We start from the raw sequence: 14,664 nt of genomic DNA on the forward strand, positions 1-14,664 counted from the left end.
TGTAAATAGCTATGTTACTATGATAAAAAGGAGTGGTGAGAAATGGAATTTCAATTACAACAGCTAACAGGAAATAAGCAGGCTTTTGTCTATGAGCAAGATGGGGAAAGATTAGCGGAAATTACATGGCAGCAAGATGGCCAAGTAATGGTAATGGATCACACATATGTATCAGATAAGCTCCGTGGCCAAGGTATGGCCAAAAAATTGTTAGATCATGCCGCCGCTTATGCACGTGAGCAAGGTTATAAAATGGAAGCTGTTTGTTCGTATGTAGTTGCAGCATTTGAAAAATCTAATGTTTATGATGATGTAAAACAATAAAAATAAGGCAATCTGCGTGTTAGATAAGCGGATTGCCTTTTAACTTTTTTTAGTAAATGTTTTGTAAAACATTTACTGAAAGAAGTTAAAGCCTTCGGACGCAATGATGTCGAGGCATAATTGATTTTCTGCAAATCATCTATGCTACTCATTACAGTAAAACACTATAAATTAGTGCTGTTAAGAGGCCAGCTCCACCTACTAATGAAACCATGTCTATCCAATCATATACTGAGTCTAAATCTTTCATAAAAAACACACTCCTATTATTAGTATTAATTCATTAATTCCCTTTGCTTGTCCTTTATAGTCATAAATAGTTACAAAAATATCGTGATTTACCAAAATCAACTTATATAAATGGCATTTATCAAATGTTATTCCTAACTTTTGCTGATAAGTAAGAAATAGATACGTGCAATAAATTTTAGTAGGAGGATCATTATATGTCTTGGAAAAAAACAGACGTACTATGAATTTTGTTTATATGATGGAGGCGAAGGGTTATAGATGAATTCTTTCTTTTTATATATGCTGTAACGTATATAAAAATTATGTTTAGTCCTCTAAAAATAGGGAAAGATATTATACAGGGCTAGTTTCTATATTTTTGGGAGGGATTTATAATGGCAAAACGTAAAGGAACAGGTGTTGTGATAGTAGGATTAACTTTAGCAGCATCTTATTTAAGTAAAAAAGAAAACCGTGATAAAGCATTTAGTATGTTCAATAGTGCAAAATCTAAATTAGCATCATATTTGAATACAACGAATATGGATATGCACGAAAACATTTCAGAGCGTATAACTACTGAAGTAGCGACAGAAGCTGGAACTTCTCCAACAAAAATAGCTTCAAACGAAATGGTTGCTGAAGGCGGAGGACATACAAGTATCCATTACTATCATGAAGAAATTCATGAAAAAAAGAATTAATAACAAAAAACCTTCTCATTTTACGTGAGAAGGTCTTTTTTGTGTACATATGATGAAAGTTGCAAATACTAATAATACAATTCCGGTAAATATAAAGCCGCTGACAATACCTAGTGAGAGCCATCCGAGCAATGAGGAACCTAGGACAACTCCTAGAGAGAAGAAGGCATAAAAATAACCATAGGCTTTTCCACGAATTTCAGCAGTCGTAGAGTCGATTAAAAGTGAATTTACTGATGGGAATAAGAAGCCAAACCCGATACCATAGCAGGCCATGGCAATATAAAGTAATGTACTTGAATCTGCCTGACTAATTAATAATTGACTTACCCCCATTAAACCTATACCAAGCGATAATGTTTTAATTGGAGCAACCTTATCGAAAATACGGTTAGTCGGCAAAATAAATACGAGTACAGCAATAATTCCAAATGTACTCATTAAAGTCCCGCTTAAACGTGAATCAAAGCCTAAAGATTGTACTTTTAGAGGAAGGAGATAGGCGATAACCCCTTGGGAAAACATTAAAAAGAATGCACTAGAGAAGGCTTTTGATGTACCTGAATTAAAAAGTACATGAATAGGAATGTTTATAGTTGGCGTAGATTTTTCTTTTTTTACTTGATTTGATTTTAGTAAAAAGAAGGCAAGTAACCCCAACAAGAGCATAAAGCTTGCCGTAATATTAAAAACGAATGGTACGCTAGTACGACTCGCTAAAATTCCACTAAATGCAGGACCGATTATTGCAGCGGTACCAACAAACGCTCCAGATATAGCACTGCCCTTACCTCTTTTTTCTTGCTCAGTTGCATTTGCTAAAAATGTGAAAGCAGCAGGAACGATAAAGCCCGCAACTAATCCATGTATAAAGCGGACTATTAATAGAACAATAGGATCTTCTACTAAATTATAAAGTGATAGCGAAAGACCTGTCGTTAAAAGACCTAAGATTAAAATAACGAATGGTCCCTTACGATCTGTTAAAAAACCAGAGATAATATTACCAAATGTATTGGAAAGGGAATACATACCTACAGCTAGGCCAGTAATGAAGGCAGATGCCCCTAAGGATTCAGCATATGTACTCATGACAGGAAGTTGGGTAAATAGGTCGAAAAATGAAAAGAATATAATCAAATAAATAAGTTTCTTCATAGCTCCTCCGATAGAATGAATATCACTCTTATTATACCATTCTCGACAAAATAAGAACGCCTCATAAGTTTTTCAACTTATGAAGCGTTCCTGAATGATGAAAACTAAGCTTTAGCAACTTCTTTTTTCATTGTTTTGTTTTTAGCAAGATTTACGTGCCATGAAAGTGCTTCCTCTAAAATATGAGGTGTTTGGTGGCTACCAGTTGCTTCTAGAGCACGGTTATAGTAATCCCAAAGTTGTTCTTTGTAATCTGGGTGTGCACAGTTTTCGATAATTAAAGGTACACGCTCTTTTGGTGCAAGACCACGTAAGTCAGCAATACCTTGCTCAGTTACGATTACATCAACATCATGTTCAGTGTGGTCAACATGAGAAACCATTGGCACGATTGAAGAGATAGCGCCGCCTTTAGCGTATGATTTAGTAACAAAAATACCTAGACGTGCGTTACGTGCAAAGTCACCTGAACCACCGATACCGTTCATCATACGAGTACCTGATACGTGTGTTGAGTTTACGTTGCCATAGATATCTAATTCAAGAGCAGTGTTGATTGAGATTAGACCCAAACGACGGATAAGCTCTGGGTGGTTAGAAATTTCTTGTGAACGTAAGCAAATTTTATCAGCGTATTTTTCTAGGTTGCCATATACTTTTTTCTGTAATTCTTCAGTTAGTGTAATTGAAGTTGCTGCTGCAAATTTTACTTTACCAGCATCAATTAAGTTGAATACAGCATCTTGAAGTACTTCAGAAGCAACAACTAAATCTTCAAATTCTGAATCTGCGAAGCCGTCAAGTACAGCGTTTGCTACAGAACCTACACCAGATTGTAATGGCATTAATTGTTTTGTTAAACGACCAGCTTTAATTTCATCGCGGAAAAAGTCTAATAAAATGTTCGCCATTGTTTGAGTTTCTTCATCTGGCGGTACGATTAATGAAGGAGCATCTGGCTCTTCAGAAATAACAATCGCTTTAATTTTTGCTGGATCTACCTTAATACCGATGTCACCAATGCGTTGCATAGCATCAGTCATTGGAATAGCTTCGCGTTGACCTTGCTCACCTGGTACATAGATATCATGGATACCTACTAAAGCTTCTGGGTGAGAGATATTTAATTCGACAATAATATTCTCAGCGTATTCAGCGAAGATAGGTGAGTTACCTACTGAGTTTGTTGGGATAATCAATCCATCTTCTGTAATAGCGACAGCTTCAAGGATTAAGTATTTAATTGGTCCAATAATTCCTTGACGAACTAATTCAGCGTTATGTGAAAGATGAGCATCTACATATAGTACATCCCCAGAGTTAATTAAATTACGGATACCAGCATCACCTTGGAATGGTCCACGTTTGCGGATAGCACCAGCTTCAGCTAGGTATTTATCAACTTCAGGTCCTAAAGAAGCCCCTGTATATACATCGATTTTGAATTTTTCGTTTTTAGCGCGCTCAACTAATGCCATAGGAACCACTTTTGCGTCCCCTGCACGAGTGAATCCACTCATACCAACTACATCACCGTTAGAGATAAGCGCTGCAGCTTCTTCAGCAGTAACAATTTTACTTTCAAGTTCTTTTAAGCCTAGGCGTTTTTGAACATTTGCATCCATTAAAAAATCCTCCCCTAAAAAGTTTGATGGAAACCGATTACAAAACTAGAAAAAACGTGTAAGAATTTTCTGTTTATTCAGTTGTAGTATGACTCCAACCATTTGAATAATACTATCACCAAATTGTCACAAAAACTTTAGAAATAGCATTAAAATGAGTAAAAACAGGAAAAATGAGCATAAAAATGAATTTTCGACAGAGAAAACGTTTTAATGTAGAGCTACTAAGGAAATTTTCTAAAAATAACATATTAAACAACATTATGAGGGGGTGATTTTCGTTCCGACTGTGTTCGTCCAATGAGCTTTAACCAATAGCATACCAAACTGAGATGATGAGCATTTAAAAGTAATGTTTCAATAAGTAAAAAAGTACAGCGAATGCTCACTGTACTTTTAGAAAATTAGAAACCTAAAGAACGACGGAAGTAACTTGCGTAGCGTTGGCTAACAGGAATACGAGTACCGTCTTTCATGATTAATAAAAACGTTGAATGTGAATCTGGTTGAATTTCATCAATGTAGTCAATGTTAACGATATAAGAACGGTGACAACGTATAAATGAGTCAGGTGCTAAAAATAGCTCAAGATCACTTAGATTTAAGCGGTGATAACCTTCACGACTCATTGTTTTAACAAATGTTTTTCTAAGCTGTGTTTCAAGATAAATGACTTGATCATGCTTGATTGGGTACCAGCAATCATCAATTTTTATTGTAATGTAGTTCGTTAAAAATGCTGATGGCTTTTGTGGGAAGATAGCAGTGATAGCCCCCTTAGTTTCACCCTCTTCCATTAAAGGAATACTCATGCCGTAATAGGCTACTCCAAATACATCAGGCTCAATGTAAGAGCTTATCTTTTGCCCATAATTTAACGCTTTATGAGCCGCTGAACCTTCTTTAATTGGGTCACCAGGTTTGATTTTTAAATCAACTTTTTTGCTTGCTTGGTAGTATAGATATTCGTTTGTATCGGAAATTGCAATGGAAGTATTCTCTGGGAAGAACTCCTTAATAATCTCCATAATTTCTTCTATTTGTTTTGGATCCACTATTAACACCTCGTCTAAACTTTTAAAAATAGTATTATCATCTATTTTACTACATATTCGTATAAATTATATAGAGAAGATTTCGGAATAAAATAGAGAAATGTCGATTGATGAAATATATAGGTGCAAAACAACTTACATAATCTGTAATGTATTTTAAATAATTACTATTTTATTTTGGTATGTATATGGTAAAATTTAATTGTATAAAAAAGAGTTTGCAAGGTTTCTACTATGTATATATGATAAATTAGAACTAGTATGAAAGACAAAATGTGGTTGAAAGGAAATCGCAGAATATGGTAAAATTCACTGTATAGTCTAATTTTTTTCGTAACTGGTGGTTTAGTTAGGTTATTTTGAAGTTATATTTCAATAAATAATTGTGAAATAGGACTCAATTCGTACAATAGATAAGGAGATACTATTTTCTTATTTGAAATAAGTAGATTGATGTCAAAAATTATAAGAGTGATTCGTGCAATCTGAGGAAAGATGGGGAAGATTATGCAACTACATCAACATTCTATGTCAGAAACGATATCTAAAAGATACTTTCAGGAAATCGATAGTATTAACCAATACATCGGTGTAGAAGAATTTTTTAATATTGAGTCGAAATTAATATTTGAAATTTATCATTTAGAATCTGCAAAGGCTAAGAAATCTTTGCATGAATTAATTGATATTCTTTCAATACGTTTTGGCAAACAAGTCATTAAAATTGTTCGAAGTTATTTTTCTGTTTTGTCGTCAATTGTTGCTCGTAAATTGCTAGACAATCAAGTACCGTCGAAGAAAGCATTTGCTTTTAATATTGCTTGTAATGATATGATTGAAAATCAGATGAAAGACGCAGAATTTTTACAATTTGCTGATGATTTAATTGATTTCTTTGTCTATTTTATAGCAGATCGCAAGCAACCGACTTTCCGTCATCAGACTGTTAATAAAGTAATTATGTATATAAATGATGAATTGGAAAATGACTTAACAGTGGAAAGCATCGCAAATAACTTCCATATAAGTACTAGTCACTTATCACGTATTTTTAGAGAACATGTGGGTATTACACTAGTTGAATATCTAAATGTTCGTCGAGTAGAAGAGTCACAGTACTACCTTAGACACACTAATAAAAGTATTACTTCTATTTCAGATCAATTCCATTTCTGTAACCAAAGCTATTTTACCCGCATCTTTAAAAAATATACTGGGGTAACGCCCAAACATTTCCGAGATGAGCTACACCATGAGTTTTATCGTTTTGAGATGGCGGAATCAGAGCTTCAAAACGTTTAAAGGGAGATAGATTTAGTAGTTATTCATCATGAGTAATAATAAGATTAATAAATAGATGCGGACATATTAGCGATGCTAAAGCTCGCATCTTTTTTATGCTATGGAATTAGTAGCACTTGCTATTTGATAAAGATAGACCCAATAATGTATACTTCAATTTAGTTGATAAATAATAGTAGGTGGAAAAATGAAAAAATTGAAGCTATTTTCAATGCTAGGACTTGTCGTTTTTGTTCTTAGTGGTTGTCAAGCTGTGCAAAACAAAGAAGGTTTTTTCTATAGTATCTTTGTAAAACCAATGGAATTTTTATTGGAATTTTTCGGTAACACTATGTTTTCAGGTAGCTATGGTTTAGCAATCATCGCTATTACGGTTCTTGTTCGTTTAATTTTAATGCCGATTATGTTAAAAAATTATCGTTCGCAACAAAAGATGAAAATGAAAATGGATGCGTTTAAGCCTGAAATGGAAGCTGTTCAGAAAAAGATGAAGGAAGCAAAGACAAAAGAAGAACAAACGCAGTATCAACAAGAGATGATGGCATTATATCAAAAACATGGTATTAATCCACTCAACATGGGCTGTTTACCAATGTTAATTCAAATGCCAATTATCATGGGTCTTTATTTCTCTATTTTATATTCTACAGATGTGAAAGCACACGAGTTTTTATGGTTTAGCTTAGGCTCACCTGATATCGCTATGACAATTGTCGCAGGTCTTGTATATTTAGTTCAAGCACGTGTATCATTATGGACAGTACCAGAGCAACAAAAAGCACAAATGAAAATGTTTATTTATATTTCACCAATTATGATTGTCTTTATCTCGATGTCATCTATGGCAGCCTTACCACTTTACTGGTCAGTCAGCGGTGCATTATTGATTATTCAAACATATATCGGTCGAAAATTTTATTCGGAGCATCCGGAAAAAGTAAACTAATAAAATTAATTTATGTCGAGGCGCCTATGTAGCCTCGATTTTTTTAGGAGGACAGCGAGTTGAACATAAAGTGGTTATCATCTATTCTAGTCGCGATTTTGAGTATTGCGGCTATTGTATTTATTATCATGGGTAATTTTAATTTTGCGGTATTGGCAATGACTATTATGTTTGCCGTATCGAATGGTTTTAGGGCAAAAAGTTTTAAAGAGCAAGGTTATGTAAAAGAGTCAAAATGGATGAAGTACATGGCAATCTTTTTCGCAATTGCTTCTATAGTAGTGCTTATAATTATTCTCACAGACTAACAGACTAATTTTAAAATCAATGGTGAAAACTTACACCCTAAATTGTGAACAGTGCTAAAATGAGATTATACCAATATAGTAAAAACTAATATCCGTACTTATGAAGGGCTGTTCTTTCTATAATAGATTTTTAATTTAAATTCTTTGAATGAGAAACTAAACCATATAGTACTGGATAACTTTAAAAGGGGTAAAAAATAGTGAAAAAGAAACGTTTTCCATTCATCCTTGGTGCTTTAATTTCAGTAGCGCTTATAGTCTCTATTTTCGTAGTTTATAACTATAAAAATAAACAGGTAAGTAATGCATCAGATGAACATGAACAACAAACAGCAGAACCAACTAAAAAAGATTCACCTGCAAAAGAAGAGCCGAAAAAAACAGCTGATAATCCTGTGAAGCCAGAGCAAAAGACTGATGAAAATGGCTATGTACCAAATCAAACATTACCAACTGAGCCGACATATATTAAAGGTATTTTATTAGCGAATAAAATATATCCGCTACCATCTACCTTTGCCCCTGAAGAAAATCCTGAGGCACGTCAAGCTCTAAATAAAATGTTTGCTGCAGCGAAACAACAAGGTTTTGATTTAGTAGCCTTTAGCGGTTATCGATCTTTTGAATATCAAACAACATTATATAATAACTATGCTAAACGTGATGGGCATGCTGCGGCTGATCGCTATAGTGCACGTCCAGGTTATTCTGAGCATCAAACTGGTTTGGCCTTTGATATAGGGGAGCGCGGCAAAGATAATTTATGGCTAACTGAAGAATTCGGTGAAACACCAGCAGGACAATGGCTATTTGCACATGCTCAAGACTACGGCTTTATTTTACGATTCCCCCAAAATAAAGAAGACATCACTGGTTATATGTATGAGTCATGGCATTACCGTTATGTTGGTGTAGACGTAGCAAAAGACATTAAAAATCAAAATATAACGCTAGAAGAATATTTAGGTGTGAAATAATAAAAGGGAAGAGAGCTGTTCGTAATTAATGAACGAGCTCTCTCCCTTTTTTACATTTTACAAGATTGGTGTTAATAAGCGTGAAATGGATTCTTTAAATTTAATTAGTGTAGAACGGTTTTTGTACATTTCCAATGTTAATTCAGTACAATCAAAAATATCCTTTTCAAACAGCTCAGCAAGCTGATGTGAAATCGTCGAGTCATAAATGAAGGCATTTACTTCAAAATTTAAACTGAAACTTCGTACATCAAGGTTGGCAGTCCCGACTGTAGATGCTTCATCGTCAATAATAATTGCTTTAGCATGAATAAAGCCCTTTTCATAAATATAAACTTTTGCTCCTGCACGCAATAATTGCCCTACGTATGAGTATGTAGCCCAATAAACAAACATATGGTCAGGCTTATTTGGAATCATGATCCTTACGTCAATGCCTGAAAGCGTCGCAATTTTAATAGCATCTAAAAAACTAACATCTGGTATAAAATATGGCGTTTGGATATATATATATTTTTTCGCCATATTAATAAGCTTTAAATAACCAATTTTAATTTGTTCCCATTCAGAGTCAGGTCCGCTAGACACGATTTGTAAGCCTACATTGCCTTTTTTCGGGATAGCAGGGAAGTAACGATCTGAATAACCCATTTTCTGGTGTTCGCAAGCTTGATTCCAATCGAGTAAAAAGCGTGTTTGTAATGGATGTACGGCACTACCTTCAATACGTAAATGTGTATCTCTCCAATAGCCAAACTTCTTTTGTAAACCAAGGTATTCATCCCCGACATTAAAGCCACCGATATAACCAATACGGCCATCAATCACAACGATTTTTCGGTGATTTCTAAAATTTAAACGAGGGTTTATAAGTGGTAAAGTGGATGGGAAAAATACCTCGACTTCACCACCTGAATTAAGCAGTTCTTTGAAATGGCGTTTTTTAACGTTACGTGAGCCCATTTCATCATATAAGATTCTTACCTTAACTCCTTGCTTTGCTTTTTTTATAAGTTTATTAATAATGCGTGTGCCTAAGTCATCGAGACGGAAAATATAATATTGAATGTGAATATGATCTTTTGCTGTCTCAATATCTTTTAGAAGCTGCTCAAATTTATCTGCACCATCATCAAAAATATCAATGTGGTTGTCCTGCGTTAATACAGCATTATTTGTTCTAAGATGCATATATATCATTTCTTTATAATTTTCCGCATTTTCTATACGAAACTCGAACGTATCATCTCGGATCGCTTCTGTCTGATAGCTAATGAGGTTATCAATACCAATATCCTTGCGTCCTTCCCAACGGAATAAATGTTTTTTTCGTAGTTGTCGTCCGAGCAGCAAGTATAAAATAAACCCACCTAATGGAATGAAAAATAGTACAAGAATCCATGCCCATGTAGAAGTGGCATCTTTACGCTCCAAAAAAATTATGACCATTGCTGCTAAAATATTAATAAACATAATAAAAGGTACTAGAAATCCAAGTTCTGTGAAAATACTCATTCCTACACCTGCCTTTACTATATTTTTGCAATATATTTAGTATAGCTTACTTTATATGTGGAAAGAAGATATGAAATTTGTTAGTAAGCATGGAAAAGGATTACCTCCAAAACTAGAGCGAGGTAATCCGGAATCAATTTTGCCTTCTCGTAATTATTGTAGCTGACGCTTCGCTTTCGCTACACAAAACATTTACTGAATGAAGATAAATGTTTAGTAATGCTCCCATTGAAATAAAATATCAGAAAAATCTCTTTGAAGAAGCTTTTCTCGGTTAATAAAAAATTTCCCAACGCCACTATCTGCCCACATAATACCGATTTCATCATTAGAGTCGATTTGGAGTAATAATACATCATATCGTTTAAGGAGATGAGATTCGTGACGGATATCCTCCTCTAAAAAATAGGCATAACCGCCAATTTTTGCTCCAGCCCCTAAGAAGTGTTGTAGATAAATCTCCTGTAAATCTACATCTTCTAGTGAAGGAATTAAGTTTGGTAAGTAGTGTATCGCACGATAATCTAAAGCAGAGACAGGTTCTTGGATTGGTTGAAATTGTAATGCTAACTCCTGGTGAATAGGGAACCAATCAACTGCTGCTTGTGCTAAAAATTCCTGTCTAGGGACTGTAGCTTCAAAATTTTCGGTAGGATAAAAACGTATTTTATAAAATTGCTGGAAAATATCCTCATGATAATGATCGGCATTCACGAAAATATTAGATGATATAAAAAATTGCAGAATACCCTGTGATGGGAAATCTTTTAGTGGTGGCATTTCTGCAAAGTTAATTTGAGCTAATAGTCGCATAGACTCACCTGTAATATCTTTTGGATATGTCTGGTGATAGGGTAAATAAGGTTCCCCAGCAAATTTACTTTCTGTTAACGTAGTTGAACGCTTATACGGGGTGATAATCATTGCTGAAATTAGTGTATCTTCAATTTCAAAACGAAACGATTCTAGCTCTTTTGGAAGTAAAAGATTTGTTGTTTTGTTCATGCAGAGCCCTCCGATATTCCGCTTTAAGCAGTCACATATTCCTTGACGTTTTCTATATACTTCGAATTACTATTAAGTTACGGCTTTTTATCAACAAATTATTCAAGTCGTAAAGATTTATTTGATGTTTTAAAAATATATATTAAACTTATTGAAACGACAGCTATTGCTGCTGAAGTATAATAGCCTAAACTAGATTGCATTGTAAATAGCCAAGTAAAGAATAGTGGACCAAGAATGCGTCCTAGGTTATCCATTGAATAGGAAAGGCCCGCAGCAGTTCCGTATTGACCACCAGATTCTTTAGAGGAAAGAGATACGACGCATGTTCTTGCTAGTGCATTTCCGGCTGTAAAAACACAAAGGGCAAAACCTGCTGTAAATAAGTTAGCTGTTAAAGTGAATAACAGCATACCCACAGCTGTGACAATTTGTGCACCTATTAACCAAGTTGTCTCACTTCCATTTTTAATACGTCTAACAACACCGCCTTGAATAGCTGCATCTACAAAGCCACTAAACATGAACAAATAACCAATTTGTAATGGTGTAATTTGAATTCGTTCGATCTGGAACAGCTGGAACGTGGCTTCTACTCCTGCTAGCATAAAAGTCACTAAAAATGAGAACATAAATAAATAACGCACACGGTACTGCAGCATGTTAGCAGCACCCTTTGGTACAATTGCACGTTTATTTGTATCTTTTCGTTTTGTAGGTTCTTTTAAAACGAAACTAGCATAAATAAATAATAGTGCAATTAGTGTTGCAGAAGCGACAAATGGCAATTGAAGGCTATAGTGTCCGAGCATACCACCAATTGCTGGACCGAAAATAAAACCGAGCCCGATGGACATGCCCATGAGACCCATATATTTATTGCGATCCTCCTCACTCGACATATCTCCTATAAAGCCTGTTACAGCTGTATATAGTGCACCCGAGAATAAACCACCCACAACACGTGAAATGTATAGAATTGCTAAATTATCAATAAATAACGAGAAAATAACAAAGCTTAAGCTAAAACCAACTAGGCCCATTAATATAAGTTGCTTACGGCCTACCTTATCGGACAGCATACCCCAAAGTGGTGCAGTGAAAAAGCTTGCAAGCGAGTACACTGTTAGTAAGCCACCTACGTGTATATCGTCCCAATTTTGCTGAACTATAACCTCCGGTAAGACAGGTATAATGATCCCAAATCCTAGGTAGACGAGGAATTGAACAGACATTAATAATAGAATCGCCTTTTTCATACAGTTCCCTGCTTTCATACGATATTTTAGTATGTATATTCTACCTCTCTTGTTCTTGCTAATACAAGAAGATGGAAGATAAAATGATTTATTTGTTGATTAATGCTCATTACTAAAAGTAGGGGATGTCATTTGTTGAAACGTATGTTGGGCGACTTCTTGGGGACAGTCTCATACATTGAGAGCTTGGAGTGAGTGCAGTAGAGGAACGAGGCTAAAACCTTCTCACCCTAAAAGAATGTATAAAAAACTGCAGATTGTTAATAATGGAGTTATATTGATACTAAATATTAATGACGAGTTTTAAAGTACCAAATTGATTCATTCCATTTTTTAATTTTTTTGTATCGATTGTAGCATAGTGTATTAATTTATTTCTTGGGTATACTACTAGAGGGTATATCGATATTTTTTGTTTTTAAGTTTAATTATTTCTATTTAGTGGTAAATGGTTATAGAAATTACATTTATTTAACATGTTATAGTTGATTGGAGTGGAGACTGAGTGACTCCTTGGGGATCAGCGTCGCAGACGAGACCCTAGAGCGAGCAAGTAGAGGAACAAAGGTTAAGAACATCTCATCCAGTGATAAAGCCTTCGTGACCAACATCCTGCTGGCCCAAGCGCCCAGTCGAAACGGAAATCGACCACTCGCTTTGAAAATAAGCTGGTAAACGGTTGGAAGAGGAAAAATTTACATTGTAACAAAAATGAAAAATTTAAATGTCAAGTTAAATGGTATGATAGAAAGTGATAAACTCGTCAGACATCGTACGTATGCAAAAATGAAACTTTTTTGGAAATAAAACGTTATAAAAATCGAGGAAAGATTGAGGTGGAATTTATGAAAAAAGAAGTAGATTTGAAAAAGATTGTTTCGAATTTATCTAAGTTGGGTGTAACAGCCACTGTAACAAAGTCTCGACTTGAACTTTTAAAAGTGCTCACACCACCAACGCAAACTCCGCAAGTTCAAGCTTAACTCGTTTTACAAATAAAAATGGGTAGTCTCGCAATTGAGACTACCCATTTTTTATATCCATCATTAATCATCATCATCGTGAGTAGTAAACATGTAAGTACGATAGTGGAAACGCATACTGAAAACAAGACCGATGGCAAGAGCGTTCCCCATCAATGAACTTCCCCCATAACTGATAAACGGTAGAGGGATACCAGTAATAGGTAATAATTGAATAGTCATTCCGATATTTTCAAATACGTGGAATGTAATCATTGCAATAATACCAGCACATACATATGTTGAGAATGGATCTTTCAATAATAGTGTAGTTTTTGTTAAATGATAGATTAATAAAAAGAAAAGACAAATAACGAAACTAGCACCAATAAAACCCCATTCTTCTCCGATAACTGTAAAAATAAAATCGGTATGATTTTCGGCAACGTAAACTTCGCGACCACGGAAACCTTTACCGAAAATTTCACCTGAACCAATAGCATTTAAGGAAGTAATTAAATGGTATCCATCACTAGAAGAATATGAATATGGATCTAACCAAGAATAGATTCGAGCAAACTGATATGGTTTAAAGCCGAATGCTTTCTCTAAAAAACTCTGCATATAGAGTGCCATCCATAAAAGAGAGCCACCTACTATAGCGGTACCTAGAAAAGTTGGTAAAATAATTTTCCAGGATACACCTGCTACAATGACAACTGCAGCTGTAATGGCAAAGAATACTAAAGCTGAACCAAGGTCAGGCTGCTGCATAATAAGAGCTAAAGGTATTAATAGTGTAACAGCGATTTTACCTAGCAATATAAAGTCAGTTTTTATTGATCTAAAAGAATAGACTTCGTTGTGCTTACTAATAAGTCGAGCCAGTGCTAAAATGTAAAAGGTTTTCATAAACTCTGAGGGCTGCATATTCCCAAGAGGTGTATTATACCAGCTCTTAGCACCGTTAATAGGTTGACCAATTTGCCCTTTTCCTTCTGGCATGAAGATGAGCAGTACTAATAAGGCGATGCCTGCACCATACATGTACCAAGACATCTTTTTATATTGGTCAGGTTCAAAAAACATAACTACTCCAATAATAACCGCGCCAATGATGTACCATTGCAATTGTTTGGGAACATAGTTAATGCCATATTGACCTGATGTTTGAGCCGACGCAATGGCTAACAAACTTACGACTAGGAAGATTAAAAGTATAAAAGCGAGCGTCCAGTCAAAACGATTCGCGAAATTTCGTTTATTTTCCATACAAGCCACCTATATCAAAAT

General features: G+C 34.9%; 14 protein-coding genes. 7 read left to right on the top strand and 7 right to left on the bottom strand.

The features are described from left to right. The first annotated feature begins 42 nt into the window (after positions 1-42). Positions 43-324: a GNAT family N-acetyltransferase gene (locus tag ACQKMV_RS14215; RefSeq protein WP_427504723.1), complete on the top strand. Its 282-nt coding sequence runs from the start codon at positions 43-45 to the stop codon at positions 322-324. 626 nt (positions 325-950) lie between these two features. After that, positions 951-1,259, top strand: a complete 309-nt coding sequence (locus ACQKMV_RS14220; RefSeq protein WP_427425022.1) for a hypothetical protein — start codon at positions 951-953, stop codon at positions 1,257-1,259. 15 nt (positions 1,260-1,274) lie between these two features. On the opposite strand, the gene ACQKMV_RS14225 is transcribed toward ACQKMV_RS14220, so the two are convergent. From ACQKMV_RS14225 to ACQKMV_RS14235, 3 genes are all read right to left on the bottom strand, one after another. Beyond that, on the bottom strand, positions 1,275-2,417 hold the full coding sequence (locus ACQKMV_RS14225) for an MFS transporter (protein ID WP_427504724.1): 1,143 nt from the start codon (positions 2,415-2,417) through the stop codon (positions 1,275-1,277). Between the two features lie 104 nt (positions 2,418-2,521). After that, positions 2,522-4,042 (bottom strand): succinate CoA transferase, encoded by a 1,521-nt coding sequence (locus ACQKMV_RS14230; protein WP_427504726.1) that lies wholly within the window; start codon positions 4,040-4,042, stop codon positions 2,522-2,524. A 404-nt stretch (positions 4,043-4,446) separates the two neighbouring features. Further along, positions 4,447-5,097, bottom strand: coding sequence for a LytTR family DNA-binding domain-containing protein (locus ACQKMV_RS14235; RefSeq protein ID WP_049663393.1), 651 nt, complete (start codon positions 5,095-5,097; stop codon positions 4,447-4,449). A gap of 507 nt (positions 5,098-5,604) precedes the next feature. On the opposite strand from ACQKMV_RS14235, the gene ACQKMV_RS14240 reads away from it, so the two are divergent. From ACQKMV_RS14240 to ACQKMV_RS14255, 4 genes are all read left to right on the top strand, one after another. Continuing rightward, positions 5,605-6,399 carry a helix-turn-helix transcriptional regulator gene (locus tag ACQKMV_RS14240; protein ID WP_053481947.1) on the top strand — a complete coding sequence of 265 codons (795 nt, stop codon included), beginning with the start codon at positions 5,605-5,607 and terminating at the stop codon, positions 6,397-6,399. A gap of 187 nt (positions 6,400-6,586) precedes the next feature. Continuing rightward, positions 6,587-7,345, top strand: a complete 759-nt coding sequence (gene yidC, locus ACQKMV_RS14245; protein WP_427504727.1) for a membrane protein insertase YidC — start codon at positions 6,587-6,589, stop codon at positions 7,343-7,345. Between the two features lie 59 nt (positions 7,346-7,404). Continuing rightward, positions 7,405-7,653 (top strand): hypothetical protein, encoded by a 249-nt coding sequence (locus ACQKMV_RS14250; RefSeq protein ID WP_427504728.1) that lies wholly within the window; start codon positions 7,405-7,407, stop codon positions 7,651-7,653. A 200-nt stretch (positions 7,654-7,853) separates the two neighbouring features. Further along, positions 7,854-8,630 (top strand): M15 family metallopeptidase, encoded by a 777-nt coding sequence (locus ACQKMV_RS14255; RefSeq protein ID WP_427504730.1) that lies wholly within the window; start codon positions 7,854-7,856, stop codon positions 8,628-8,630. A gap of 57 nt (positions 8,631-8,687) precedes the next feature. Here the strand turns inward: ACQKMV_RS14255 and cls are convergent, their stop codons facing one another. The 3 genes from cls to ACQKMV_RS14270 form a co-directional block, all read right to left on the bottom strand. After that, positions 8,688-10,145: a cardiolipin synthase gene (cls, locus tag ACQKMV_RS14260; RefSeq protein ID WP_427504732.1), complete on the bottom strand. Its 1,458-nt coding sequence runs from the start codon at positions 10,143-10,145 to the stop codon at positions 8,688-8,690. Positions 10,146-10,358: 213 nt separating this feature from the next. Next, on the bottom strand, positions 10,359-11,150 hold the full coding sequence (locus ACQKMV_RS14265; protein ID WP_427504733.1) for a YwqG family protein: 792 nt from the start codon (positions 11,148-11,150) through the stop codon (positions 10,359-10,361). 98 nt (positions 11,151-11,248) lie between these two features. Next, entirely contained in the window at positions 11,249-12,409 is a 1,161-nt protein-coding gene (locus ACQKMV_RS14270; RefSeq protein ID WP_427504735.1) for an MFS transporter, read from the bottom strand. Positions 12,410-13,254: 845 nt separating this feature from the next. On the opposite strand from ACQKMV_RS14270, the gene ACQKMV_RS14275 reads away from it, so the two are divergent. Further along, positions 13,255-13,392 carry an Lmo0850 family protein gene (locus ACQKMV_RS14275; protein WP_166672133.1) on the top strand — a complete coding sequence of 46 codons (138 nt, stop codon included), beginning with the start codon at positions 13,255-13,257 and terminating at the stop codon, positions 13,390-13,392. A 63-nt stretch (positions 13,393-13,455) separates the two neighbouring features. Here ACQKMV_RS14275 and ACQKMV_RS14280 read toward each other — a convergent pair whose 3' ends face one another. Then, the gene (locus ACQKMV_RS14280) at positions 13,456-14,643 is read right to left on the bottom strand and encodes an FtsW/RodA/SpoVE family cell cycle protein (protein ID WP_427504737.1); all 1,188 of its coding nucleotides are present in this window, start codon (positions 14,641-14,643) and stop codon (positions 13,456-13,458) included. Between the last annotated feature and the right edge of the window lie 21 nt (positions 14,644-14,664).

Source organism: Lysinibacillus sp. NPDC094403 (assembly GCF_050278745.1).
GTDB lineage: Bacteria > Bacillota > Bacilli > Bacillales_A > Planococcaceae > Lysinibacillus.

Bases quoted from the DNA above. Each gene is read 5' to 3' on its own strand.
- ACQKMV_RS14215 (WP_427504723.1), top strand. From the start codon at position 43: ATGGAATTTCAATTACAACAGCTAACAGGAAATAAGCAGGCTTTTGTC.
- ACQKMV_RS14220 (WP_427425022.1), top strand. From the start codon at position 951: ATGGCAAAACGTAAAGGAACAGGTGTTGTGATAGTAGGATTAACTTTA.
- ACQKMV_RS14225 (WP_427504724.1), bottom strand. From the start codon at position 2,417: ATGAAGAAACTTATTTATTTGATTATATTCTTTTCATTTTTCGACCTA.
- ACQKMV_RS14230 (WP_427504726.1), bottom strand. From the start codon at position 4,042: ATGGATGCAAATGTTCAAAAACGCCTAGGCTTAAAAGAACTTGAAAGT.
- ACQKMV_RS14240 (WP_053481947.1), top strand. From the start codon at position 5,605: ATGCAACTACATCAACATTCTATGTCAGAAACGATATCTAAAAGATAC.
- yidC (WP_427504727.1), top strand. From the start codon at position 6,587: ATGAAAAAATTGAAGCTATTTTCAATGCTAGGACTTGTCGTTTTTGTT.
- cls (WP_427504732.1), bottom strand. From the start codon at position 10,145: ATGAGTATTTTCACAGAACTTGGATTTCTAGTACCTTTTATTATGTTT.
- ACQKMV_RS14265 (WP_427504733.1), bottom strand. From the start codon at position 11,150: ATGAACAAAACAACAAATCTTTTACTTCCAAAAGAGCTAGAATCGTTT.
- ACQKMV_RS14270 (WP_427504735.1), bottom strand. From the start codon at position 12,409: ATGAAAAAGGCGATTCTATTATTAATGTCTGTTCAATTCCTCGTCTAC.
- ACQKMV_RS14275 (WP_166672133.1), top strand. From the start codon at position 13,255: ATGAAAAAAGAAGTAGATTTGAAAAAGATTGTTTCGAATTTATCTAAG.
- ACQKMV_RS14280 (WP_427504737.1), bottom strand. From the start codon at position 14,643: ATGGAAAATAAACGAAATTTCGCGAATCGTTTTGACTGGACGCTCGCT.